This window comes from Saccharopolyspora sp. NPDC003752, from assembly GCF_053605825.1.
This window is the reverse complement of record NZ_JBSGJZ010000064.1, coordinates 16,588-38,940: the sequence shown is the minus strand read 5'-3', so window position 1 is coordinate 38,940 and position 22,353 is coordinate 16,588. Positions and strand designations below refer to the sequence as shown.

Here is a 22,353-nt window from a genome sequence, read left to right as displayed (position 1 = left end):
ACCCGACGACCTCGGAGATGAACCCGCTCCCGCCGCCGCCGGTGGCGGAGACCACCTCCGAACAGGAGCCGACCAACACGCGGACCAACACGCCGTCGACGAAGACCAACACGCCGACGACGTCGAAGCCGACGACGCAGACGCAGGAGCCGACGACGAGGCCGACCACGAAGCCGACGACGAAGCCGACGACTCCGCCCTCGGACACCCAGGACGAGCCGACGACCGAGCCGACCGGCGGCGCCGAGGAATAGCGAGATCCGGTCTCGAACCCGCGCTGGCCGGGGCGTTCACCGCGAGGTGAGCACCCCGGCCACGTGCATGTCCGGGCTCGGGCGGGCCCAGGGTGCGGCCGCGTGCGGGACGCCCAGTAACGTTGAACACCGTCGAGTGAAAGCTGGCCACGGGGGTCCGGTCAGTACTGTCCAAGCAGGCTCAGCCAGTACCAGGAGACACCGGTGAGCGCCGAAGGTCGTTTGATCGCGGGCCGGTACCGCTTGCAGCAGCAGATCGGCAGCGGCGCCATGGGCGTGGTGTGGCAGGCCGTTGATGAACGCCTGCACCGCACGGTCGCGGTGAAGCAGCTGCTGCTTCAGGCCGGCTACACCCCCGAGGAAACCGAGGAAGCCCGTCAGCGGGCGATGCGCGAAGGCCGCATCGCCGCCCGATTGCAGCACCAGAACGCGATCGTCGTGTTCGACGTCGCCGAGGACGAGGGCCAGCCGGTCCTGGTCATGGAGTACCTCCCGTCGCGAAGCCTCGCGTCGGTCATCGACGAGCAGGGCGTACTGCCGCCGCTGCAGGTGGCCAGGATCGGCGTGCAGGTGGCCGGTGCGCTGGCCGCCGCGCACATGGCCGGCATCGTGCACCGCGACCTCAAGCCGGGCAACATCCTGCTCGGCGACAACGACACCGCGAAGATCACCGACTTCGGCATCTCGCGCGCCATCGGCGACGTCGCGGTCACCAAGAGCGGCATCCTCGCCGGCACCCCGGCCTACCTGGCGCCGGAGGTGGCGCTCGGCCGCGACCCGGCGCCGGCGTCCGACGTGTTCTCGCTGGGCTCGACGCTGTACGCGGCGATCGAGGGCGGACCGCCGTTCGGCGTGGACGAGAACGCGATCAGCCTGCTGCACCGGGTGGCGCGCGGGCAGATCGAGCCGCCGCAGCAGGCCGGTCCGATGACCCCGGCGCTGATGCAGCTGCTGCGCCCGGACCCGGTCGACCGGCCGACCATGGCGCAGGCCCGCGAGCTGTTGCAGGCCGTGCTCGACGGGCGGCCGATCCCCAACGCTTCGCCGAACGTGGGCTGGCAGCGGCCGACCGCCGCAGCGCCGCGCACGCCTCCGGCGGGCAACCGGATGGGCCCGCCGCCGAGCGCCAACCCGCCCACGCGCGTCGGTGCCGCGGTTCAGGCGGCGGAGCCGGCGAGGCGCAACTACCGCCAGGTGGCGCTGTGGGTGGTGGCGATCATCGTCGCGGTGCTCGTCGGGGTGCTCGCCGCGAACGCCTTCGGCGACGGGGCTCCGCCGGAGCAGCCCGGCCCGGCCACCTCGGCGCAGTCCGCCCCGCAGAGCCAGCCGACCAGCACCACGCCGACCACGTCGGCCGCGCGGACGACGTCCGCGAAGCCGACCACGACCAGCCCGACGACGTCGAACTCCGCGGGGCAGCCCTCCAAGGAGGAGGTCGTGGGCGTGGTGCGCGACTACTACTCGCTGGTGCCGAAGAAGCTGGACCAGGCGTGGGAGCTGCTGGGCCCGAGCCTGCAGGCGCAGGGCAAGGACAGCTACGAGAGGTTCTGGAAGACCATCGACGACGTGAAGATCATCGGCGAGCCGGTGATGTCCGGGTCCAACGTGATCGTCACGCTGCAGTTCACCAGGGACCACAGCAAGATCACCGAGACGCACGCGCTCGGCATGGTGGCCACGCCGGACGGCGACGTGCTGATCAACACCGACCGCCGCAGCTGACCCGGCCTAGCGCCGCCCGGGAGTTCCGGGCGGCGCGCCGGTCAGCTCGCGACCTCGTGCAGCGTCGCCAGGAGTGAGCGGGTGGCCGGCAGGTCGGCCACGGTTTCGCGGACCGCCGCGTAGAGGCGGCGCGCCGGTTCCGGATTCCGCACCGCCCGCACCGCCACGCCGGGGTGCACGATGTCGAGCCCTAGCCGCGGCACCAGCGCGACGCCCAGCCCGGCGGCCACGAAGCCCTGGGCGGAGTAGCTGCCGTCGGTCTCCAGCGCCACCTTCGGCGTGAAACCGGCGCTGTCGTAGGCGTCCCCGAGCAGCCTCGAACAGATGTCGTCGCTGGTCACGGCGCTGTTCACCCAGGATTCGCCGGCCAGCCGGACCAGGTCGATGCAGTCCTCGGCGGCCATCGGGTGCGACTTCGGCAGCACCACCCGGTACGGGTCGTCGGCGAGGTGCACGAACCGCACCCCGCGCCGCTCGGGCACGGAGCGGCCCACCACGATGATCGCCAGGTCGGCCTCGCCGCGGGACACGTCGTCGACCAGCTCCGCCTCCTGCATCCGCAGGTCCAGCTGCACGTCGGGGTGTTCGGCGCGGAACTTGGCGACCGCCGGTGGGATCAGCCCGACGCTCGCGGTGTGGAAGAACCGCACCCGCAGCAGGCCGGTGCGCCCGGCCCGGATGTCGGCCAGCTCCGCCTCGGTGCTGCTGAGCAGGTCGGCGATCCGCCCGGCGCGCTCGGCCAGCAGGGTGCCGGCCGGGGTCGGTTTCAGCCCGCGCCCGACCTTCTCCAGCAGCGGTGTGCCCGCCTCCTTCTCCAGCGTGGACAGCTGTTGGCTGATCGCGGACGGCGTGTACCCGAGGTTCGCCGCGGCCGCGCTCACCGAGCCGCTCGTGACCACGGCTCGCAGCACCTGCATCCGGCGTACGTCCAGCATGCCCCCACAGTACAGCAGATCTGAAATGTCGGTTGATTTTATTTCACTTGTGCTTACGCCTCGGCGGGCGCAACGTAGTAGGTGGAGATCGGTTCGGCGGTCGCCGAAGGTTCGGAGACCTACCGTCTCCGCGGGCACTTCGACCACGCCCTGCGAGACCGGAGAAGACATGAACAACCCGACCAACTACGTGCGGCTGGGCGTGCTTGCGCTGCTGTGGGGCTCCAGCTTCCTGCTGATCAAGCTCGCGCTGGGGGCGCTGTCCCCGACCCAGATCGCGCTGACCCGCATCGTCCTGGGCGCCGCGGTTCTCGTCGCGCTGTGCGCGCTGCGCGGCCTGCGGCTGAGCAGCGATCGCAAGCTGTGGCGGCACATCGCCGTCGCCGCGCTGTTCGGCAGCGCGCTGCCGTGGGTGTTGTTCGGCCTCGGCGAGCAGACCGTCGACTCCGGCCTGACCGGCGTGCTGAACGCGACGACACCACTGTGGACGGTGTTGTTCGGGCTGTTCGCCGGACGCGAGGCGATGCCGCCGGCCCGGCTCGGCGGGCTGCTGCTGGGATTCTTCGGCGTGCTGCTGATCTTCGCGCCGTGGCAGGGCGGCAGCCTGCTCGGCTGGGGCGTGCTGGCCTGCCTGGGCGCGGCCGTCAGCTACGGGATCGGTTACGTCTACATCGGACGGAACCTGACCGGGGACCACGGCCTGCCGCCGCTGACCCTGGCGGCCATGCAGATGATCGCCGCCACCGGTTACGCGCTGCTGGCGCTCCCGCTCGACGGCCTGCGGCCGGTGGGCTGGGATCCCCTCGCGCTGCTCGCGGTCGCGGTGCTGGGCATCTTCGGCACCGGCCTCGCCTTCGCGATCAACTACCGGATCATCGGCGAGGAGGGCGCGACCACGGCGTCCACCGTGGCCTACCTGATGCCGATCGTGTCCGTGCTGCTCGGCTGGTTGCTGCTCGGCGAAGAACTGGGCCTGCGGGTCCTGCTGGGCATGGCGATCGTGCTGCTCGGCGTGGCGCTGACCCGCCGCTCCACCACCCCGAAAACCGTTGTCGCATCCGAAAACGAGGAGGACGAGATGTCGAACCAGCTCCGCACCCGGCCCACCACCCGCACCGACGAGCTCCCGCCGATCGGGCGGCTGAGCGCCTGGGCGCGGTTCCGCCTCGCCCTGCTGCGCGGCTCCCAGCTCTACGCCGAGCTGGCCAGCAACCACCCGATGAAGTGACCGGCGCCGGGGAGTTCCCGATGGAGCGGGAACTCCCCGGCGGTCAGGCCGGCTGGTCGTCGCGGGCCCGCGACGCCGGCTGGTCGTGCAGCGATTCCAGGCTGCGCCCGGCGGTGCGCAGGCCCGCCACGGCGAGGACGAGGGCCCCGAGCAGCAGGAGTCCGCACAGCACCGCGAAAACACCGCCGAATCCGATGTCCGCGTACAGGTATCCGATCGCCACCGGCGCCATGATGGCCCCGACCCGGGCGGTGGCGCTGGCCAGGCCCATGCCGGTCGCGCGGGTCTCGGTCGGGTAGATCTCGGACGTGTAGGCGTACAGCGGGCCGGCGACGCCGTTCATGAAGAACGACAGGGCGACGGTGAAGCAGAAGATCGCCACGTCGTCGGTCGCGGTGCCGAGCCCGGCCGCGCAGCCGATGCTGCAGCACAGGAAGACCACGATCGTCCACTTGCGGTCGAGGCGTTCGCTGATGGCGGCGGCCACGTAATAGCCGGGCACCTGGGCGACCGCGCTGGCCAGGGCGAAGGCGAAGCTCTTGGAGATCGTGAATCCCTTGAGCACCAGGAGCGTCGGCAGCCAGGTGCCGTAGCCGTAGTGCGTCGCCTGGATGGCGAACCACAGGACGCACACCACGGCGGTGCGCCCGGCCAGCCCGGGCGCCCACAGCGCGGCGAACTGCCGGATCGCGCTCCGCCTGGAGGGCGCGGGCTTCGCTGCCGGTTCCACGACCTCCGGCACCGGCGGCAGTTCCTGCCGGGCGGCAATCTCCCGCTCGAAGCGTTCGACGATCTCGGTGGCCTCGGCGATGCGGCCCTGGCTGATCAGGAAGCGCGGCGACTCCACCAGCGTCCGGCGCCACCAGAGCAGCAGGAGCACCGGCGCCACGCAGATCACGCACGCGATGCGCCACCCCGGCTCCGGCGACGGGCTGATCACGGTCACCGCGGTGAGCCCGGCCAGGATGTAGCCGAACCCGAGGAAGACCATCGTGTTGCCGATGTTGCGGCCGCGGTTGCGGGCCGGGAGGAACTCCGAGATGTACGGCACGATCATGGTGGCCTCGGCGCCCACCCCGATCCCGCTGAGGATCCGCCACAGGATCAGCTCGCCCGGGCTGGTCGCGGTCGCGGCGACGAGGGTGAACGCGACGTAGACCAGCAGCGCGTACATCAGCACGCGGCGGCGGCCGATGCGGCCGGCGAGCAGCCCGGCGGCCAGCGCGCCGATCAGGTAGCCGATGAACACCGAGGCCAGCAGCCAGCCGGCCAGCCCCGACTCGACCTTCCACAGGGCGACCACGGTCGAGGCGGCGTAGCCGAGCAGCACGGCGTCGTAGGACTCGAAGAGGTAGCCGAGGCCGCCCTGCAGCATCAGCCGGCGGTGCGGCTTGCCGACCGGGAGCCGGTCCAGGCGCGCGAGGAGCTCGGTGCCCGTGGGCAGCGGTGCGGAGGCGGTCACCGGCGCCTCCCGGCGGAGGAGCAGGGGCGCGCGGATCGGTGGGCGATTTCGCGCGAAATCATCTCCCGGCGGGCGTGGAGAACGGCGATTTCGCGCGAAATCGCCGCCACTTCCCCACCTGGAACCCGGCGGCCCCTCGGCGGCTTCGACCTGGGCGAGCCCGGTGCGGTGCGGCGGTGCCGCGTCCGTCCGGCATCTGCGCTGGTGGTCATCGCGACTCCTTCCATGCGGTTTGCGGCATGGTCGGCGAACGCGGCGCAGGCATTGTCGAAAGTTGGCGAATCCGTCATGATTCCCGGCTGTGGCGGGGAAATCGGTCATGCTCAGCGAGTCGGACCTGGCACTCGTGAACGCGCTCCAGGTCTGGCCGCGGGCCCCGTGGTCCGCCGTGGCCGCTTCGCTGGGCGTCCGGTCGGCCGATGCCGTGGCCCGCCGCTGGGAACGGCTGTCCGGCAGCGGCGACGCCTGGACGACCGCGTACTTCGCCGCGCCCGCCAACGGCGACTGCGTCGCGTTCGTGACCGTCCGGTGCCTGCCAGGCACCAAGGACGAGGTCGCGGCGGCGCTGGCCCACGACTCCTGCTGCATCTCGGTGGAGGTCACCGCCGGGGCGCAGGACCTGATGCTCACCGTGGCGGCGCAGAACCTCGAAGCGCTCAACCACTACCTGCTCCGGCGGGTCGAGCGGATTCCCGGCCTGACCGCGACGACGACGGCGCTGGTCACCCGCTTCTACAGCGAGGGGGCGAACTGGCGGTTGCACGCGCTGGGCGCTTCGGCGCACGCGGCACTGGACCCTGGGCTCGACCGCCAGCAGCCCGGCACCGCGTTCACTTTCAGCGCGCTCGACCGGAGGTTGGCGCGGCTGCTGTCGGAGAACGGCCGCGCCTCCTACGCGGACCTGGCCCGCGATGCAGGCACCAGCCAGGCGACGGCACGCCGCCGCACCACCGCGATGCTGCGGTCCCGCGTGCTCTCCCTGCGCTGCGAGGTGGCCGCGCCGCTGGTCGGCCTGCCCGTCACCGTGACGGTGCGCGGCCGGGTCGCCGCGGAGAACGTGGATCGCGTGGCGGCCGGATTCGCCGGCCTGGCACCGGTCCGGATGTGCGCCACCGTCACCGGCGAGCACAACCTCCTCGCCACGGTGTGGCTGCCCTCGATCAGCGCGATCCAGCAGTTCGAGCAGGTGGTGGCGCGGAACTTCCCGAGCTTCGTCGTGCACGACACGCTGGTGAACCTGCGGACCGTGAAGCGGATGGGCAGGCTGCTCGCGGAATCCGGGCGCGCCACCGGCGTCGTGCCGATGCGCGCCTGGCCCGCGGCAGAATCACACCAGGCGGCGGTCTGAGGCCCAGCGGGAGAGCTCGTAGCGGTTCGACAGCTGGGTCTTGCGCAGCACGCTGGACACGTGCGTCTCCACCGTCTTGACCGAGATGAACAGCTCGGAGGCGATCTCCTTGTACGCGTAGCCGCGCGCCAGCAGCCGCAGCACCTCGCGTTCGCGCGGCGTCAGCAGGTCCAGCTCCGGGTCGCCGACCGGCGCCGAGTTCGGGCCCTCCGAGAACGCGTCCAGCACGAAACCCGCCAGCCGCGGGGAGAAAACGGCGTCGCCGGCCCGCACCCGCTCGATCGCGTCCGCGAGCTCCCGCCCGGAGATGGTCTTGGTGACGTAGCCCCGCGCGCCGCCGCGGATCACCGCTATCACGTCCTCCGCCGCGTCCGACACGGACAGCGCCAGGAACACCACGCTGGTGTTCTTGCTGCGCACCTGCCGGAGCACCTCGGCACCGCCGCCGTCGGGCATGTGCACGTCGAGCAGCACCACCTCGGGCGCGTAATGGCCGATCCCGGCGACCGCCTCGGCGACCGATCCGGCCTCCCCGACCACCTCGACCTGGTCGGCGGCCGCCGCCAGCTCGGCACGCACCCCGGCGCGGAACAACGCGTGGTCGTCGACCAGGAACACCCGGACCGGCCGGGATTCGCTGACCTCGGGTGTCGCTTCACCGGTCACGATCAACATCCTCCATCGCTGGGTTCGTCCCGCAGCGTACGCGAGTTCACGCCGCTGCCCTGGGCATTTCCATCTGCACCTCGGTGCCCGAGCCGGGCGAGGTCCGCACCTTGACCCGGCCGCCGTGCCGCTGCATGCGGCCGTGGATCGAGTCGGCGAGGCCGTGCCGGTCGTCGGGCACGTGCTCCGGATCGAACCCGGCGCCGCGGTCCCGCACGTACACCGACACCTGCTCGGGCTCCACCTCCGCGTAGACGCTGACCTCCCCCACGCCCGCGTGCTTGGCGGCGTTCACGATCGCCTCGCGGGCCGCGGCGAGCTGCGCGGTCAGGCGCTCGTCGAGATCGCAGTCGCCGACCACGACCTGCTGGACCTTGACCGCGAAGACGTCCTCGACCTCGCCGCAGATCCGGGCCACCTCGGCGGCGAACCGCGCAGCGGGACCGTCGTCGGTCGGCGCCGTGCCATCGGAGCCGTAGCCGTCCGGGCCGTAGAGCCAGTTCCGCAGCTCGCGTTCCTGGCCCCGCGCCAAGCGGCGCACCTCGCGCTCGGACTCGGCTTGCTTCTGGATCAGCGCGAGGGTCTGCAGCACGGAATCGTGCAGGTGCGCGGCTATCTCGGCGCGTTCCTGCGAACGGATCCGGCTCGCCCGCTCGACGTTGAGATCGCGGACCAGGCGCAGCCACCACGGCACGGTCAGCACCGCGACGCCGATCAGCGTGGCGACCATCGCGAGCAGGCCGGTGCGGACGTCCGATGGGTCGGAAGTGCCGGCCAGGAAGACCACGATGCCCACGACCACCAGCGCCGCGCCGGCGAGGATGCGCACCAGCGCCGGCCGCCCGCCGCCGCCGACCATCCCGGACCGGGCACCCTGCCGCCACCGGCGGCGCTGCGACTCGTCGGCCTCCCGCCAGACCACGGCGGCGCCGATCAGCACCACCAGCAGCGGGGCGACGACCCACGTCGGCATCGCCACCAGCGAGCCGACCGCCACCATCGCGCCGATGCCGAGCAGGATCATCCCGAAGCCCTGCTGGCGCTCCTTGGTCGAAACCGGCTGCTCCGCGCCGGTGCCCTGCGGGACGAACACCCAGAGCATCGCGTAAGCGATGATTCCCGCTCCACCGCACACGGCGAGCGCGGCGAAGGCACCGCGCACCCACAGCACCGGCAGGTTCAGGTGCTCGGCGACACCACCGGCCACCCCGGCCACCAGCCGTCCGGTGCGCCGCCGGTGCAGCTGCGCGAACGGTGCGGGCTGCTGCCGGTGCTCCGCCGTCAGGCGCGCCGCCGGGATCGTCGGCGGTTCAGCCGCACTGGTCCGCTTCCGCTTGTACCGGGCTTTCACGACATCGATGGTCACACGCACGCGCGCACGCGGACATCGGGGACGGTCCCTGACTTTCCGGGCTACCTCAGGGGCGACCCTGATGCCGCCGGCCGCGCCGGACTCGGATAGTGGTTGCCATGACCAGTACGAAGCGGTCCGGCATCGCCGGTTTCGAGGACACCTTGCGGGACTTCTGGGAGACCCGCCCGGTGCGGCCGCGCACCGGGGGCAAGCTGGGCGGCGTGTCCGCCGCGATCGGCGTGCGGTACGGCATCGACCCGATCCTGGTGCGCGTCGCCTTCGTCCTGGGCACCTTCTACGGCGGCGCCGGGCTGGTCCTCTACCTGCTGGGATGGCTGCTGTTCCCGAAGGAAGGCGATCCCGCTCCGGGCTCGACCGAGCCGACCCGGGAGCCGACCTCCGCGACGCTCGCCGTGGTGATCGTGCTCCTGCTGATCCCGGGAGTGCTCTGGTTGGTGAGCACGCCGTCCATCCTCGGCCTGGCGATCGGCCTCGCCCTGCTCTACCTGCTGCATCACAACTACAGCGACCGCGGCGTCGCGCCGGCGGCACCCCGGGCGACGCCCGAAATCGGCCCGCAACCGGCGGCGCCGGTGGCTGCGAACACCTGGGTCTACCCCGGTACGACATCGACCGCGCCGCCACCGGACGACACGCCGCGGCAGACTCCGCCGGCCTGGGATCCGCTCGGCGCCGCGCCGTTCGCGTGGGACCTGCCCGAGCCGAGCGAGCCGGACGAGCCCGAGCAGAAGCAGCCGACGCGGCGCTGGATCAGCTTCGTGACCCTGGGGCTCGCGGCGTTCGCCGCCGCTCTCGCCACCGCGCTGGGCTCGCCGATGAGCACCGCGCTGGCGATCGCGCTCGCCGTGCTGGGCGTGGGCATGGTCGTCGGCGCGTTCCTGCGCGGCGGCCGCGGGCTGATCGGGGCAGCGATCCCGGTCGGCGGGCTGGCCATGCTGCTGACGGCGCTGCCGCTCGGCGATCTCAGCGGCGAACTGGGCGACGACGAGATCCGGCCCACCGCGATCCAGAACGTCCAGCCGCTCTACAAGCGATCGGCCGGATCGGTCCAGCTGGACCTGCGGGACCTGCGGATCGCCGACGGCCAGGAGCTGCACACCGGCGCCAACGTCGGGCTCGGCGACATCCTCGTGCAGTTGCCGCCGGACGTGGACGTGACCGCGCGGTGCGCGGCGGAGCTGGGCAGCGTGCAATGCCTGGGCGACTCGACGGACGGCCGGTCGGCGGAGCGCACGGTCGTGGACCAGGGCGAGGACGGACCCGGCGGTGGGCACATCGTGCTCGACCTGGTGGTGGGCACTGGAGACGTGGAGGTCATCCGTGGCTGACGAAGAGATCACCCGCCGTGCCGACCGCGGCGGACCGGACATGTTCACGCTGGCCGGCGGCCTGCTCGCGATCGTCATCGCAGGGGGTCTGCTGCTCGGCTTCGGCGGCGACGTGCAGTGGCTGCTCGCGGCGTCCGCGGTCGCGATCGGCATCGTCATGCTGATCGCCTCGTTCCGAACCCGCCGAGACACCTGAACCAGCGGTCCCGAGGTCCGCTGGTCCGCAATTTCCATTGAAATCGAAGGTCCGATTTCCATTGAAATTGCGGAAGTTGTCCACAGGAGTCGGCGTGTCGGGTGTGACACGCCGGTGGTCCGCAGTTTCCATTGAGCCTTTTTCATCCTGGTCGGCCCGCAACCGCGGGTCGCAAAGCCACACGTCGACGAGGTGTCGCATGCGCCGCAGGCGCATAGCCCACCTACGCAGCTCGCACCGGCGCGGGTTCTCAGAGGCTTCCTGGCGAGGACGGCCCCTCCGCCGTGTATCGGACATACATCAGGAGGGGCACCCACAGACCAGGGAGCCTCTGAGGTTCCGCCACCCGCACCGCCACGCAGAACGAGGTTGGGAAAACCTCATTGAAATTGCGGACCACCGGGAGCTGGGAGCGGGCTGTCAGCGGACGATGCCGAGGACCACGAGGACGATTCCCGCCAGGGCGGCCACCGGGACTCCGATCGCCAGCCACCGGTGCTGGTTCCGGCGGCTGTCGCGGACCTCCTGCTCGGTGCGGGTGGAGACGATGAAGTGGCCGTCCCGCTCGGGTTTGCCGATCACGAGCGGACCGATCTTGTCGTGCACCTCGCCGAGGACGTACAGCCGCCGGCCGGGCCGGATCACCCACTCCTCGTACTCGTAGCCGATCGTGCCGCTGCTGTCGAAGATGTTCGGCAGCTGGAGGCCGAACACCACCGGGCCCTGCGGGTTGTACGGCTCGAACCGGTCGACGACCTGCTCCGGCCGGTCCGGGTTGGTGCCGTTGGGATCGACGCCGATCAGCACGCCCTGGTCGTCGCGCAGCGCGTAGCCCTCCCAGGACGTGTGCTGGGCGACGGTCTCGGTGCGCCGTTCCACGTGGCGGCGGCCGTCCCGGTAGTTCACCTGCTCGTAGCGCCGCTTGACGACGTAGCGGAACCAGACGCATTCCGTCTTGCTGAGCTCGGAGACGAGCACGCCCTCCGGTCGCGGGTGGGCCGCGCCGACCACCTCGCACTGCTTGCGGAACCCGCCCCGCGCGCCGACCTCGTCGGAGGCCCGGCGCAGCACCTCCAGCTCGTTGACCGGCAGGGTTTCGGCACCGATCATCGCGTGCAGCTGGTCCCGGGCACGTCGCATGAAGTAGAACCCGACCCCGGCCACGACGAACAGCACGATCCCGAAGATGACCATCGATCCCCCTCCGCTCAGTCGTGCCCGACCCTAGTTCCACGTGCCCGGGCGGGACGGCGGTTCCGGCAGATCTGCAATGCTCGCCACGATTCCGCCGGGCTCAGCTCGCGGCGACGTGCACCTTCTCGGCGCCGATGCGGCGGATGCGTTCGCCGCCCCAGATGCCGAGGTCCACCAGCGCCCGGTTGAGGGATTCGCCGTGCTCCGTCAGGGAGTACTCCACCTTCGGCGGCACCTCCCGGTAGACCTCGCGGTGCACGAGCTCGTCCTGCTCCATCTCCCTGAGGTGCTGCGTCAGCATCTTCTCGGTCACACCCGGCAGGCCGCGCCGCAGTTCGGCGAACCGCCGGGTCCCGTGCTCGTCCAGCTCCCAGAGGATCAGCACCTTCCACTTGCCGGACACCACGTCCATCGCGGCGTCGATGCCGCAGAAGTAGGGCCCGCGCCGGGCTGACTTCACCATCCGCACTCCTCGTGAGACGACCGGAGGACGAGTCGATCCTATCGACTGCGGAACCGGTTGCGGCGGCGGAGAAAGCGCCGGTGAGCCGATCTGAACGCGGGTCCAAAACACGACACGAGCGGGACCGGACGCGGAACCGGTGGGCATACTCGATCGATCCATTTTCGAACTCTGGGCGCGCGGGAGTGGGGCGCTCCCACCACTCGGAAGGAGCCGACATGGCCCCGAGACGACTGCTCGCGGCCGGTGCCGCGCTCGCTCTACTGGCCTCCGCCCCGCTGTTCGAAGCCGGTGCGGCGCCCCGCGCCGAGGTGTTCTTCGACGACTTCTCCGGTTCGGAGCTGGACCGTTCGAAGTGGACGGTCGAGGTGACCGGCGAGAACTTCGGCACCGTCAACCAGGAGCAGCAGGCCTACATCGACTCGGCGGAGACGATCTACCTCGACCAGGACCCGTCGACCGGCGCGAGCAACGGCGCGCTGGTGCTGCACCCCCGGTACCAGCCCGGCCACCAGGCGCCGGACGGGCAGACCTACGACTTCGTCTCCGGCCGGATCAAGACCCAGGACAAGGTCGAGTTCACCTACGGCAGCTACGCCGCGCGGCTCAAGCTCCCCGAGGGCGCCACCGCGTCCGGGCTGTGGCCCGCGTGGTGGTCGCTGGGCGCGAACATCGACGCAGGCAAGCCGTGGCCGGAGTGCGGCGAGATCGACATCATGGAGCACGTCGGCGAGCCGTGGACGAGCTCGGCGCTGCACGGCCCGGAGTACCACGGCGACACCCCGTTCACGAAGCGCCAGAACTTCGAGGGCAAGGACCCGGCCGACTGGCACGTCTACAAGGTCGACTGGACGCCGGACGGGCTGGCCTTCTCCGTGGACGACGTCGAGACGTACCGGGTCACCAAGCAGGAGATCCAGTCCAAGGGCTGGACGTGGGCGTACGACGACCCGCAGTTCCTGATCCTGAACTTCGCCCTCGGCGGCGGGTACCCCAACGGCGTCAACGGCGTCACGGAGCCGTACTTCGGCCTCCCGCAATCCACAGTGGACAAGGTGGCCGCGGGCAACGTCCGGTACCTGATCGACTGGGTTCGCGTCGAGCAGTGACGCGCGGTTCCGCGAGCCCCGCCCGGCGGCCATCCGCACGGCCTCACCGGTGTCGAAGCCGTAGCGGTGGATCTTGCGGTACGTGGCGCGCAGCGCCCCGACCCGGTCGAAGACCAACGCTGTGTTGTAGAGCCACAGTCCCCGCGTGCAACCACACGGCCGCAGATCTGGCCGCCGCCGACATGGCTTGCACCGTTGGACGGTCCACCGGTTCGGCACCCGCCCGCCAGTCGTCGTAGGCCCAGGCGCCGGTCGTCCAGAGTTCCGGCAGCACGACGATGTCGTCGCCCGCCCGGCGCCGGACCAGATCGGCAGCCCGTGACCGGCGTTCGTCGGCGGATTCGGTGTCCGAGACCGAGAGCTGGATCAGGGAGGCGCGCATTCCCAGGCCCCTTCCACGAGTCATCCGGCGAGCGGCGGTCCGCTCGCCCCACCGGGTGTGCAGCAGCTCGGGTGGCGAAACACGCGGCGGCGGGGGGACGGCATGGGAGGCCGACTCGTTCTCCATCGCCGGCCGTTCACGATTCCGGATCGGCGCTCCGGTCATTCCGGCGAAGCGAGGAGGGCGCCCCGACCGGCTGGTCGGGGCGCCCTCCTCGCTTCAGGCCGCTGGGATCACTCCCACTCGATGGTGCCCGGCGGCTTGGAGGTGACGTCGAGGGTCACGCGGTTGACGTCGGCGACCTCGTTGGTGATCCGGGTGGAGATCCGCTCCAGCACGTCGTAGGGCAGCCGGGTCCAGTCCGCGGTCATCGCGTCCTCGCTGGACACCGGGCGCAGCACCACCGGGTGGCCGTAGGTGCGGCCGTCGCCCTGGACGCCGACCGACCGGACGTCGGCCAGCAGCACCACCGGGCACTGCCAGATGTCGCGGTCCAGGCCCGCCGCGGTCAGCTCCTCGCGGGCGATCGAGTCGGCCGCGCGCAGCGTCGCGAGCCGCTCCGCGGTGACCTCGCCGATGATCCGGATGCCCAGCCCCGGCCCCGGGAACGGCTGCCGGTGCACGATCGTCTCCGGCAGGCCCAGCTCCAGCCCGACCCGGCGCACCTCGTCCTTGAACAGCGCGCGCAGCGGCTCGACCAGATCGAACTGCAGGTCGTCGGGCAGCCCGCCGACGTTGTGGTGGCTCTTGATGTTCGCGGCGCCGGTGCCGCCACCGGACTCCACCACGTCCGGGTACAGCGTGCCCTGCACCAGGAAGTCGATCTGCTCGCCGGCCGCGCCCGCCTCGGCCTGCAGGTCGCGGGCGGCCTGCTCGAAGACGCGGATGAACTCGCGGCCGATGATCTTGCGCTTCTCCTCGGGGTCGGTGACGCCGGAAAGCGCGCCGAGGAACCGGTCCACCGCGTCGATGGTGACCAGCCGGACGCCGGTCGCCGCGACGAAGTCGCGCTCCACCTGGGCGCGCTCGCCGGAGCGCAGCAGGCCGTGGTCGACGAAGACGCAGGTCAGCTGGTCGCCGATGGCGCGGTGCACCAGCGCGGCGGCCACCGCGGAGTCGACCCCGCCGGACAGCGCGCAGATCGCCCGCCGGTCGCCGATCTGCTCGCGGATCGCGGCCACCGTGTCGTCCACGATGGACGCGGTGGTCCACTGCGGGCGGACCCCGGCGATCTCGTGCAGGAAGCGGCGCAGCACCTCCTGGCCGTGCGGCGAGTGCACCACCTCGGGGTGGTACTGCACGCCGGCCAGCCGGCGCTCGACGCTCTCGAAGGCGGCCACCGGGGTGTCCTTGGTGCCGGCGGTGACGGCGAAGCCCTCGGGGGCCTTGCTCACCGAGTCGCCGTGGCTCATCCACACCGGGTGGTGGCCGGGCAGCTCCGCGTGCAGCGTGCCGCCGTCGCCGGTGATGTCCAGCTCGGTGCGGCCGTACTCGCGGGTGCCGGTGTGCTCGACCGTGCCGCCGAGCGCGGAGGTCATCGCCTGGAAGCCGTAGCAGATGCCGAACACCGGGATGCCCGCGCTGAACAGCTCCGGGTCGACCTGCGGCGCGCCGTCGGCGTAGACGCTGGAAGGGCCGCCGGAGAGCACGATGGCCGCCGGGTCGCGGCGCGCGATGTCTTCCACCGAGGTGTCGTGCGGGACGACCTCCGAGTAGACCTGCGCCTCCCGCACCCGTCGCGCGATCAGCTGCGCGTACTGGGCGCCGTAATCGACAACGAGGACAGGCCCCTGCCCCTGGCGATCGGCGCCCTTGCTGCTTGCGGTACCGGACACGTCGTCGAAACCTCCTGGCGAGAGCGGTGGCGCCCATTGTCCCAGGTAATCAAGGCCACAGCGGCACCGACCCCGCCCTTGCCCGGCGGGACGGCGGGGAGCCGGGAGCGGTGCGCGACGGCACCGGACCCGGCTCCCCGGTCGGGGAGATCAGAACTGGCCGGGCTGGTAGTCCCCGGCGGGCTGCCGGACGATCACGTTCAGCCGGTTGAAGGCGTTGATGAGCGCGATCAGGGACGCCAGCCCGGCGAGCTGGTCCTCGTCGTAGTGCTTCGCGGCGTTCTCCCAGGCCTCGTCCGTGACACCGCCGGCCGCGTCCGCGATGCGGGTGCCCTGCTCCGCCAGCTCCAGCGCAGCGCGCTCGGCCTCGGTGAAGACCGTCGCCTCCCGCCACGCCGCGACGAGGTTGAGCCGCAGCGCCGATTCGCCGGCGGCGGCCGCATCCTTGGTGTGCATGTCGGTGCAGAACCCGCAGCCGTTGATCTGGCTCGCGCGGATCTTCACGAGCTCCTGCGTCGCGGCGGGCAGCTCCGACTCCGAGACCGCCTTGTTCGCCGAGACGAGGTGCTTCACGAACTTGCCTGCGATCTGGTTGCCGAAGAGGTTCAAACGCGCGTCCATCGTGGGCTCCTCTGCCGTTTTCGGTGCCTGCACACCTATGACGAGTCGACCCGGCGCGATGTGACCGGCCTGGATGTGATGCCCGTCTCGTCAGCCGCCGAGGTAGGCGAGCACCGCGAGCACCCGGCGGTGGCCCGAGTCCCCGACCGGCAGGTCGAGCTTGGCGAAGATGTTCCCGACGTGCTTGAGCACGGCCCGCTCCGTGACGAACAGCCGCGCGGCGATCTCGGCGTTCGCGTAGCCCGCCGCCATCAGCGCCAGCACCTCCCGCTCGCGCGGCGTGAGCGCGGCGAGCGGGTCGTGCCGCCTGGTCAGCAGCTGCGCGACGACCTCCGGGTCCATCACGGTGCCGCCGCCGGCGATCCGGCGCAGCGCGTCGACGAACTCGTCCACCCGCGAAACCCGGTCCTTGAGGAGGTATCCCACCGCGCCCCGGCCGTCGGAGAGCAGCTCGCGCGCGTAGGTCTCCTCCACGTACTGGGAGAACACCAGCACCGGCAGGCCCGGCCGGATCCGGCGCGCCCGCAGGGCCGCCCGCACGCCTTCGTCGCGGAACGACGGCGGCAGCCGGACGTCCACCACGGCCGCGTCCGGCGCCTCCGCCTCGATCAGGTCGAGGAACGGCTCCGCCTCGGCGACCACGGCGGTCACCTCGATGCCTGCGGTGCTCAGCAGCAACTTGAGCCCCTCCGCGAGGATCACGTTGTCCTCGACGATCACGACCCGCACGGCAGCACCACCCGGATCCCGGTCGGCCCGCCCACCGGGCTGACCACCTCGGCCCGCCCGTCCAGGGCCGCGACGCGGTGCCGGATGCCGGCCACGCCGGTGCCCTTCGACTCGTCGATCCCGCCGATGCCGTCGTCGCCGATCTCGATCCGGAGCTCGTCGCCGACCCGGTCGATCGCCGCGGCGGCGCGCGTCGCGCGGGCGTGCTTGGTCACGTTGTTCAGCGCCTCGGCGACGACGAAGTACGCGGCGGCCTCGACCGCCGCCGGCACCTCGCCGAGCTCCGCGACGGTGACCGTGGTCGGCACGGCGCACCGGGCGCCGAGCGCGGAGGCCGCCCCGGCGAGCCCGCGGTCGGCGAGGATCGGCGGGTAGAGGGTGCGGACGACGTTGCGCAGCCCGGTCATCGCCTCCTCCGCTCCTTCGCGGGCCTCCTGCAGCATGCGGACCGCCATATCGGGGTCGTGGTGCGCCGCTTTCTCGGCGATCCCGAGCCGGATGGCGAGCGAGACCAGCTGGGCCTGCGTGCCGTCGTGCAGGTCTCGCTCGATCCGCCGCAGTTCGGCGCCGTGCGCCTCCAGCGCGCCCGTCCGGGTCTCGGCCAGTTCGTCGACCCGTTCGGCCAGTTCGTCGGCCTTCAGCCGCGCGGCCGACGGGGAAAGCAGCGCGAGGCTCAGCTTCGCCTGCCACTTCGCCAGTGCCGGGACTCCCCACAGCAGCAGTGCGAGCAGTATCGCGAGCTGCACCGGGCCGGCGGTCAGCGTCGCCGGCCAGCTCGTGATCCGCAGACCCAGCAACGACATGTTCGGCACCACCGGCCAGATCAGCATCGTCGCCACGGTGGCCAACGGCCCGGCGACCGCGACGAGGCAGATGAGCGAGGTGATCGTGCCCGTCAGCGCGTGCACCGGCAGCCAGCGCAGATCCCGCCACGTGCCCGGCGACCGGAGCACCGCGCCCAATCCGGTCACCGCCTGCGTCGGGTGAACCGCGACGCCGAGCAGCCGCCCGGCCCGCCGCCGTTCCCATTCCGCCCACCGGTGCAGCACCCCCAGGGCGGCGGGCAGCAGGACCACGCCGACGCCGAGCGCGACCAGGATCCCGCTGGTGAGGATCAGCGGAATCGCGACCAGCGCGGCGATTCCCGTTGCCAGGCCGAGCAGCAGGAACCCGGAATCGCGAACCACCTCGCGCAGCCGCATCGTCCACCTCTCCCCTCGAATCCCCGGCAATCGGGGATTTCAGGCAAGAGTCTGCCGGAACCGGCCCCGCGGAACAGTGGAGTGCACGACACCATCGGGCCGGGTGTCCGCGGCCTGTCGCGGCACGCCGTCGCCGCCATAGCTTCGCCGCCATGATCCAACCGAAAACCCGCTCGGTCCTGGCATTCATCGGACTCGCCTACGCGGGCATGTGGCTCGCGATGGCGCCGCTGTGGCTGACCGGTTTCCGCCGGGCCGGCAACGACGTTTCGATGGGCCTGCTCGAACAGCTCTGCATCGCGGCCGCGATGCTCACCCCGGCGCTGGCCGCCGTGTTCGTCCTGCTCCGCGTTGAACGGCGCCGGAACGTTCGCGCCACGCTGGCCCTGACCTGGCCCAGGGGCACGGCGGTGGAATGCGCGCTCGCCTTCGCGGTGCCGCTGATGCTCAGCCTGGTTTCGCTGTCGGTGGGCGCGGTGGCCGGGATCTACCACCCGGATCTCGGGAACTTCTCCGGGTTCCGCAGCCAGTTCGCCCCGGAAACCCTTGGGCAGACCGGTGTTCCGTGGCCCGAGCTGGCGATCTGGGCGGCCGGGCTGCTGCTCAACATGCTGATCTTCCTGCCGATGTTCTTCGGCGAGGAACTGGGCTGGCAGGGCTTCCTGCTGCCGCGGTTGCTGCCGCGCGGCCCCGTGTTCGCGATGGTCGGCACCGGCGTGGTGTTCGCGCTCTGGCACCTGCCGACGCTGCTGCTCGGCGGCCAGTACCCCGGCGCTTCGTGGCCGGTCTCGATCGGCTCGTTCCTGGTGTCCTGCGTGCTGATCGTGCCGGTCTTCACCTGGCTGCGGATGCGGTCCGCCTCGGTGGTGCCCGCGGTCGTCGCGCACACCTTCACCAGCACGGCCGCGGTTCAGCTGCCGTGGGTGTTTGGCTCCGCCGACCAGCCACCGAGCCCGCTGACCGCGGGCCTGACGGCGTGGCCGGGCTGGCTGGCGATGGCCGGTCTCCTCTGCGTGCTCGCCCTGCGCCGCCGGTTCGGCGGTGGTCAGACGACGGGCAGGCGCAACGCCGCGGGCGCGGTGGCCGGGACCGCCGGCGACTTCGGGACGACCGGCTCCACCTGGCGGTAGCCGGTCCCCTGGTCCGGGCGGGCGTCCTGCTCGCCCTTGTTCGGCCACATCGAGAACGCCCGCTCCGCCTGGGCGGTGATCGTCAGCGACGGGTTCACGCCCAGGTTCGCCGACACCGCCGAACCGTCCACGATGGACATCGTCGGGTAGCCGTGCGCCCGGTGGTACGGGTCGATCACGCCGTGCTCGGCGTCCTCGCCGATCGCGCAGCCACCGAGGAAGTGCGCGGTCAGCGGGATGTCGAACAGCTCGCCCCAGGTGCCGCCCGCGACGCCGCCGATGCGCTCGGCGACCAGTTCGTTGGCCTGCTCACCGGCCGGGATGTAGGTCGGGTTGGGCGCGCCGTGGCCCTGCTCCGAGGTCAGCAGCTTCTTGCCGAAGACCCGCTTGAGCCGCGTGGTCAGCGAGTTGTCGAGGCTCTGCATGACCAGCAGGATCACGGTGCGCTCGCTCCAGTTCTTGACCGACAGCATGCGCAGCGCCAGGTTCGGGTGCTTCCACACGTACTTCGCCCACTGCTTCCACCGCGACCCCTCGCCGCCCTTGGTCGCCAGGGTCTGCAGCAGCCCCATCGCGTTGGCGCCCTTGGTGTAGCGCACCGGCTCGATGTGCGTGTCGGTGTCCGGGTGGAACGAGGAGGTGATGGCCACGCCGGTGGAGAAGTCCCGCTCGGGGTCGCGCTTCTTCATCTGCGCGCCGATGATCGCCTCGGAGTTGGTCCGGGTCAGCCGCCCGAGCCGCGTCGAAAGCCGCGGCAGGTCGCCGTTCTCGCGGCAGCGGTGCAGCAGGTTCTGGGTGCCCCAGGTGCCCGCCGCGACCACGACCTGGTCGGCGCGGAAGATCCGGGGCCGCCGGGACATCTTCGCCCCGGTGCGCGCGGTCGCGATGCGCCACCGGCCGTCGGCGCCCTGCCCGAGCCGGGTCACGGTGGTCAGCGGGAAGACCTTGGCGCCGCCCGCTTCCGCCAGGTACAGGTAGTTCTTGACCAGCGTGTTCTTCGCGCCGACGCGGCAGCCGGTCATGCAGGCGCCGCATTCGGTGCAGCCGGTGCGCGCGGGCCCGGCGCCGCCGAAGAACGGATCGGAGTCGGTCTGCCCGGGCTTGCGGAAGTACACGCCGACCGGCGTGTGGTGGTAGGTGTCGCCGACGCCCATCTCCCCGGCGACCTGCTTGATCACCACGTCGGAGGGGGTTTCGGTCGGGTTCTGGACGACGCCGAGCATCCGGGTGGCCTGGTCGTAGTGCGGGGCGAGTTCGGCTTCCCAGTCGGTGATGTGCGCCCACTGCGGGTCGTCGTAGAACGGCGCGAGCGGCCGGTAGAGCGTGTTGGCGTAGTTCAGCGAGCCGCCGCCGACGCCCGCGCCCGCGAGGATCAGCACGTTGCGCAGCAGGTGGATGCGCTGGATGCCGTAGCACCCGAGCTGCGGTGCCCACAGGAACTTCCGCAGGTCCCAGGACGTTTTGGGCAGTTCGTCGTCGGCGAACCGGCGACCGGCTTCGAGCACCGCGACGCGGTAGCCCTTCTCCGTCAGGCGCAGCGCGGCCACGCTGCCGCCGAACCCGGAACCGATGACGACCACGTCGAAATCGGTTTCGCTCTCGTCACGTCCAGCCATGCGCGACAGACTAGACGTAATTACTCGCCAGTAGCTAGAGGCGGAACAGGTTCTGCACCCGCTTTTCGCAGCGGCTCCGGGTGGCGGACATCTCGCCGTGGGGCGGCGGTTTCAGCTTGCGCAGGCGCGCCGAAGTGTCCAGCACGCCGCCGATTCCGCCCGTCCGGTCAGGACAGCAACCGACCCGGCTCCGCTGGAAGAGTGGATGGAGTGAACGGCCTGTTCACCTCACCTATCGAGGCGAACAGGCCGTTCACTCCACACCTGCAGGCCGACGGTCAGCCGCGGAGCGACAGGCCGACCTTCTGGAACTCCTTGAGGTCCCGGTAGCCGGTCTTCGCCATCGCGCGACGCAGACCGCCGAAGAGGTTCAGCGTGCCGTACGGGTCGCTGCTCGGCCCGAACAGCAGCTGCTCCAGGTCCGCGCCCGAACCGGCGAAGCCGACGATCTCGCTGCGCGGCAGGCTCGGGTGCGCGGCCGCGGAAGTCCAGTAGTAGCCCTGCGCCGGCGTCTCCGCCGACTCGGTCAGCGCCTCGCCGAGCATCACGGCGTCGGCGCCGCAGGCGATCGCCTTCGCGATGTCGCCGGAGTACGACAGGCCGCCGTCGGCGAGCACGTGCACGTAGCGGCCGCCGGTCTCGTCCAGGTAGTCGCGGCGGGCCGCGGCGGCGTCGGCGATCGCGGTGGCCATCGGCACCCCGATGCCCAGCACCTGGGTGGTGGTCGCCGCGCGGGACTGGCCGAAGCCGACGATCACGCCGGCCGCGCCGGTGCGCATCAGGTGCATCGCGGTGCGGTAGTCGCCGACCCCGCCGGCGATCACCGGCACGTCGAGCTCGGCGATGAACCGCTTCAGGTTCAGCGGCTCGCCGTCCCGGGCGACGTGCTCGGCGGAGATGATGGTGCCCTGCACGACCAGCAGCTCGACGCCGGCCGCGAGCAGGTCCGGGGTCAGCTCCTCGGCGTGCTGCGGGCTGACCCGCGCCGCCACCGTGACACCGGAGTCCTTCACCTGCTTCAGCGCGGTGGCCAGCAGGTCCGCCCTGATCGGCGCGGCGTGCAGCTCCTGCAGCAGCCGGATCGCCGCCTCGGGGTCGCTGTTCTCCTCGGCGGCGCGAACCACCTCGAACAGCTTCTCCTCGACGTTCTCGTGGCGCGCCCACAGCCCCTCGGCGTTCAGCACGCCCAGGCCGCCGAGCTCGCCGATCCGCACCGCGGTGGCGGGCGAGACGACCGCGTCCGTCGGGTGCGTGACCAGCGGGATGTCGAAGCGGTAGGCGTCGATCTGCCACGCCAGGGAAACATCCTTCGACGACCGGGTCCGCCGCGAGGGCACGATCTCCACGTCGTCCAAGTCGTAGCCGCGCATGGCCGTGCGGCCCATGCCGATCTCAACCTGATCCCGCACCGTTGAAGTCCCTCCTCGCGGCACCGCTTTCCGACGAAGCATTCTCTCTTCGCTGCCCGTGTGACGTGCAACGGGGGCTCCTTAGCCCGCCGCGACCGCACCGAGCCGACGTCAGGCCTGCGTCGATTTCGCGCGAAATCGACGCAGGC

Annotated in this window: 21 protein-coding genes; 7 read left to right on the top strand and 14 right to left on the bottom strand. The window is 71.5% G+C overall.

Annotation, left to right across the window (positions count from 1 at the left end):
* On the bottom strand, window positions 1-208 hold a 208-nt coding region (locus ACWEV3_RS41510; protein ID WP_452619160.1), incomplete at its 3' end, for a hypothetical protein.
* Between the two features lie 250 nt (window positions 209-458).
* Between ACWEV3_RS41510 and ACWEV3_RS41505 the strand changes: the two genes are divergently transcribed.
* Window positions 459-1,976, top strand: coding sequence for a protein kinase domain-containing protein (locus tag ACWEV3_RS41505; protein ID WP_452619159.1), 1,518 nt, complete (start codon window positions 459-461; stop codon window positions 1,974-1,976).
* Between the two features lie 41 nt (window positions 1,977-2,017).
* Here the strand turns inward: ACWEV3_RS41505 and ACWEV3_RS41500 are convergent, their stop codons facing one another.
* Window positions 2,018-2,911: a LysR family transcriptional regulator gene (locus ACWEV3_RS41500; protein WP_452619158.1), complete on the bottom strand. Its 894-nt coding sequence runs from the start codon at window positions 2,909-2,911 to the stop codon at window positions 2,018-2,020.
* A 169-nt stretch (window positions 2,912-3,080) separates the two neighbouring features.
* Here ACWEV3_RS41500 and ACWEV3_RS41495 point away from each other — a divergent pair, with 169 nt between their 5' ends.
* The gene (locus ACWEV3_RS41495) at window positions 3,081-4,139 is read left to right on the top strand and encodes a DMT family transporter (RefSeq protein ID WP_452619157.1); all 1,059 of its coding nucleotides are present in this window, start codon (window positions 3,081-3,083) and stop codon (window positions 4,137-4,139) included.
* A gap of 43 nt (window positions 4,140-4,182) precedes the next feature.
* Here ACWEV3_RS41495 and ACWEV3_RS41490 read toward each other — a convergent pair whose 3' ends face one another.
* Entirely contained in the window at window positions 4,183-5,601 is a 1,419-nt protein-coding gene (locus ACWEV3_RS41490) for an MFS transporter (RefSeq protein WP_452619156.1), read from the bottom strand.
* 319 nt (window positions 5,602-5,920) lie between these two features.
* On the opposite strand from ACWEV3_RS41490, the gene ACWEV3_RS41485 reads away from it, so the two are divergent.
* Complete coding sequence (locus tag ACWEV3_RS41485; protein WP_452619155.1) at window positions 5,921-6,949, top strand: Lrp/AsnC family transcriptional regulator; 1,029 nt, start codon at window positions 5,921-5,923, stop codon at window positions 6,947-6,949.
* Here ACWEV3_RS41485 and ACWEV3_RS41480 read toward each other — a convergent pair.
* Both ACWEV3_RS41480 and ACWEV3_RS41475 read right to left on the bottom strand, forming a co-directional pair.
* Window positions 6,929-7,624 carry a response regulator transcription factor gene (locus ACWEV3_RS41480; RefSeq protein ID WP_358306789.1) on the bottom strand — a complete coding sequence of 232 codons (696 nt, stop codon included), beginning with the start codon at window positions 7,622-7,624 and terminating at the stop codon, window positions 6,929-6,931. The two genes, ACWEV3_RS41485 and ACWEV3_RS41480, sit on opposite strands and share 21 nt — an antisense overlap.
* A 37-nt stretch (window positions 7,625-7,661) precedes the next feature.
* Complete coding sequence (locus ACWEV3_RS41475) at window positions 7,662-8,981, bottom strand: ATP-binding protein (RefSeq protein ID WP_452619161.1); 1,320 nt, start codon at window positions 8,979-8,981, stop codon at window positions 7,662-7,664.
* A 104-nt stretch (window positions 8,982-9,085) separates the two neighbouring features.
* On the opposite strand from ACWEV3_RS41475, the gene ACWEV3_RS41470 reads away from it, so the two are divergent.
* A complete protein-coding gene (locus tag ACWEV3_RS41470; protein ID WP_452619154.1) occupies window positions 9,086-10,318 on the top strand; it encodes a PspC domain-containing protein in 1,233 nt (410 codons plus the stop codon).
* A complete protein-coding gene (locus tag ACWEV3_RS41465; RefSeq protein ID WP_132486427.1) occupies window positions 10,311-10,514 on the top strand; it encodes a hypothetical protein in 204 nt (67 codons plus the stop codon). The genes ACWEV3_RS41470 and ACWEV3_RS41465 overlap by 8 nt, the downstream gene beginning before the upstream one ends.
* 420 nt (window positions 10,515-10,934) lie before the next feature.
* Here ACWEV3_RS41465 and ACWEV3_RS41460 read toward each other — a convergent pair whose 3' ends face one another.
* Window positions 10,935-11,708 (bottom strand): E3 ubiquitin ligase family protein, encoded by a 774-nt coding sequence (locus tag ACWEV3_RS41460; RefSeq protein WP_452619153.1) that lies wholly within the window; start codon window positions 11,706-11,708, stop codon window positions 10,935-10,937.
* Between the two features lie 100 nt (window positions 11,709-11,808).
* On the bottom strand, window positions 11,809-12,171 hold the full coding sequence (locus ACWEV3_RS41455; protein WP_452619152.1) for a winged helix-turn-helix transcriptional regulator: 363 nt from the start codon (window positions 12,169-12,171) through the stop codon (window positions 11,809-11,811).
* Between the two features lie 218 nt (window positions 12,172-12,389).
* Between ACWEV3_RS41455 and ACWEV3_RS41450 the strand changes: the two genes are divergently transcribed.
* On the top strand, window positions 12,390-13,280 hold the full coding sequence (locus ACWEV3_RS41450; RefSeq protein ID WP_452619151.1) for a glycoside hydrolase family 16 protein: 891 nt from the start codon (window positions 12,390-12,392) through the stop codon (window positions 13,278-13,280).
* Window positions 13,281-13,323: 43 nt separating this feature from the next.
* Here the strand turns inward: ACWEV3_RS41450 and ACWEV3_RS41445 are convergent, their stop codons facing one another.
* The 5 genes from ACWEV3_RS41445 to ACWEV3_RS41425 all read right to left on the bottom strand — a co-directional run bounded on the left by ACWEV3_RS41445 (window position 13,324) and on the right by ACWEV3_RS41425 (window position 18,049).
* The gene (locus tag ACWEV3_RS41445; protein WP_452619150.1) at window positions 13,324-13,662 is read right to left on the bottom strand and encodes a nitrilase-related carbon-nitrogen hydrolase; all 339 of its coding nucleotides are present in this window, start codon (window positions 13,660-13,662) and stop codon (window positions 13,324-13,326) included.
* A gap of 233 nt (window positions 13,663-13,895) precedes the next feature.
* Window positions 13,896-15,497 carry a glutamine-hydrolyzing GMP synthase gene (gene guaA, locus ACWEV3_RS41440; protein ID WP_452619149.1) on the bottom strand — a complete coding sequence of 534 codons (1,602 nt, stop codon included), beginning with the start codon at window positions 15,495-15,497 and terminating at the stop codon, window positions 13,896-13,898.
* 150 nt (window positions 15,498-15,647) lie between these two features.
* The gene (locus tag ACWEV3_RS41435; protein ID WP_452619148.1) at window positions 15,648-16,118 is read right to left on the bottom strand and encodes a carboxymuconolactone decarboxylase family protein; all 471 of its coding nucleotides are present in this window, start codon (window positions 16,116-16,118) and stop codon (window positions 15,648-15,650) included.
* Between the two features lie 90 nt (window positions 16,119-16,208).
* The gene (locus ACWEV3_RS41430) at window positions 16,209-16,847 is read right to left on the bottom strand and encodes a response regulator transcription factor (protein ID WP_452619147.1); all 639 of its coding nucleotides are present in this window, start codon (window positions 16,845-16,847) and stop codon (window positions 16,209-16,211) included.
* Entirely contained in the window at window positions 16,835-18,049 is a 1,215-nt protein-coding gene (locus tag ACWEV3_RS41425; protein ID WP_452619146.1) for a sensor histidine kinase, read from the bottom strand. Before ACWEV3_RS41425 ends, ACWEV3_RS41430 begins: the two co-directional genes overlap by 13 nt.
* A gap of 152 nt (window positions 18,050-18,201) precedes the next feature.
* Between ACWEV3_RS41425 and ACWEV3_RS41420 the strand changes: the two genes are divergently transcribed.
* Window positions 18,202-19,179, top strand: a complete 978-nt coding sequence (locus ACWEV3_RS41420; protein ID WP_452619145.1) for a CPBP family intramembrane glutamic endopeptidase — start codon at window positions 18,202-18,204, stop codon at window positions 19,177-19,179.
* Here ACWEV3_RS41420 and ACWEV3_RS41415 read toward each other — a convergent pair.
* Window positions 19,095-20,795 (bottom strand): GMC family oxidoreductase N-terminal domain-containing protein, encoded by a 1,701-nt coding sequence (locus ACWEV3_RS41415; RefSeq protein ID WP_452619144.1) that lies wholly within the window; start codon window positions 20,793-20,795, stop codon window positions 19,095-19,097. The genes ACWEV3_RS41420 and ACWEV3_RS41415 overlap by 85 nt on opposite strands.
* Before the next feature lie 278 nt (window positions 20,796-21,073).
* Complete coding sequence (locus ACWEV3_RS41410; RefSeq protein ID WP_132486443.1) at window positions 21,074-22,204, bottom strand: GuaB3 family IMP dehydrogenase-related protein; 1,131 nt, start codon at window positions 22,202-22,204, stop codon at window positions 21,074-21,076.
* Window positions 22,205-22,353 lie beyond the last annotated feature (149 nt).

Bases quoted from the DNA above. Each gene is read 5' to 3' on its own strand.
- ACWEV3_RS41500 (WP_452619158.1), bottom strand. From the start codon at position 2,911: ATGCTGGACGTACGCCGGATGCAGGTGCTGCGAGCCGTGGTCACGAGC.
- ACWEV3_RS41495 (WP_452619157.1), top strand. From the start codon at position 3,081: ATGAACAACCCGACCAACTACGTGCGGCTGGGCGTGCTTGCGCTGCTG.
- ACWEV3_RS41485 (WP_452619155.1), top strand. From the start codon at position 5,921: ATGCTCAGCGAGTCGGACCTGGCACTCGTGAACGCGCTCCAGGTCTGG.
- ACWEV3_RS41480 (WP_358306789.1), bottom strand. From the start codon at position 7,624: ATGTTGATCGTGACCGGTGAAGCGACACCCGAGGTCAGCGAATCCCGG.
- ACWEV3_RS41470 (WP_452619154.1), top strand. From the start codon at position 9,086: ATGACCAGTACGAAGCGGTCCGGCATCGCCGGTTTCGAGGACACCTTG.
- ACWEV3_RS41460 (WP_452619153.1), bottom strand. From the start codon at position 11,708: ATGGTCATCTTCGGGATCGTGCTGTTCGTCGTGGCCGGGGTCGGGTTC.
- ACWEV3_RS41455 (WP_452619152.1), bottom strand. From the start codon at position 12,171: ATGGTGAAGTCAGCCCGGCGCGGGCCCTACTTCTGCGGCATCGACGCC.
- ACWEV3_RS41450 (WP_452619151.1), top strand. From the start codon at position 12,390: ATGGCCCCGAGACGACTGCTCGCGGCCGGTGCCGCGCTCGCTCTACTG.
- ACWEV3_RS41445 (WP_452619150.1), bottom strand. From the start codon at position 13,662: ATGCGCGCCTCCCTGATCCAGCTCTCGGTCTCGGACACCGAATCCGCC.
- ACWEV3_RS41435 (WP_452619148.1), bottom strand. From the start codon at position 16,118: ATGGACGCGCGTTTGAACCTCTTCGGCAACCAGATCGCAGGCAAGTTC.
- ACWEV3_RS41425 (WP_452619146.1), bottom strand. From the start codon at position 18,049: ATGCGGCTGCGCGAGGTGGTTCGCGATTCCGGGTTCCTGCTGCTCGGC.
- ACWEV3_RS41420 (WP_452619145.1), top strand. From the start codon at position 18,202: ATGATCCAACCGAAAACCCGCTCGGTCCTGGCATTCATCGGACTCGCC.
- ACWEV3_RS41415 (WP_452619144.1), bottom strand. From the start codon at position 20,795: ATGGCTGGACGTGACGAGAGCGAAACCGATTTCGACGTGGTCGTCATC.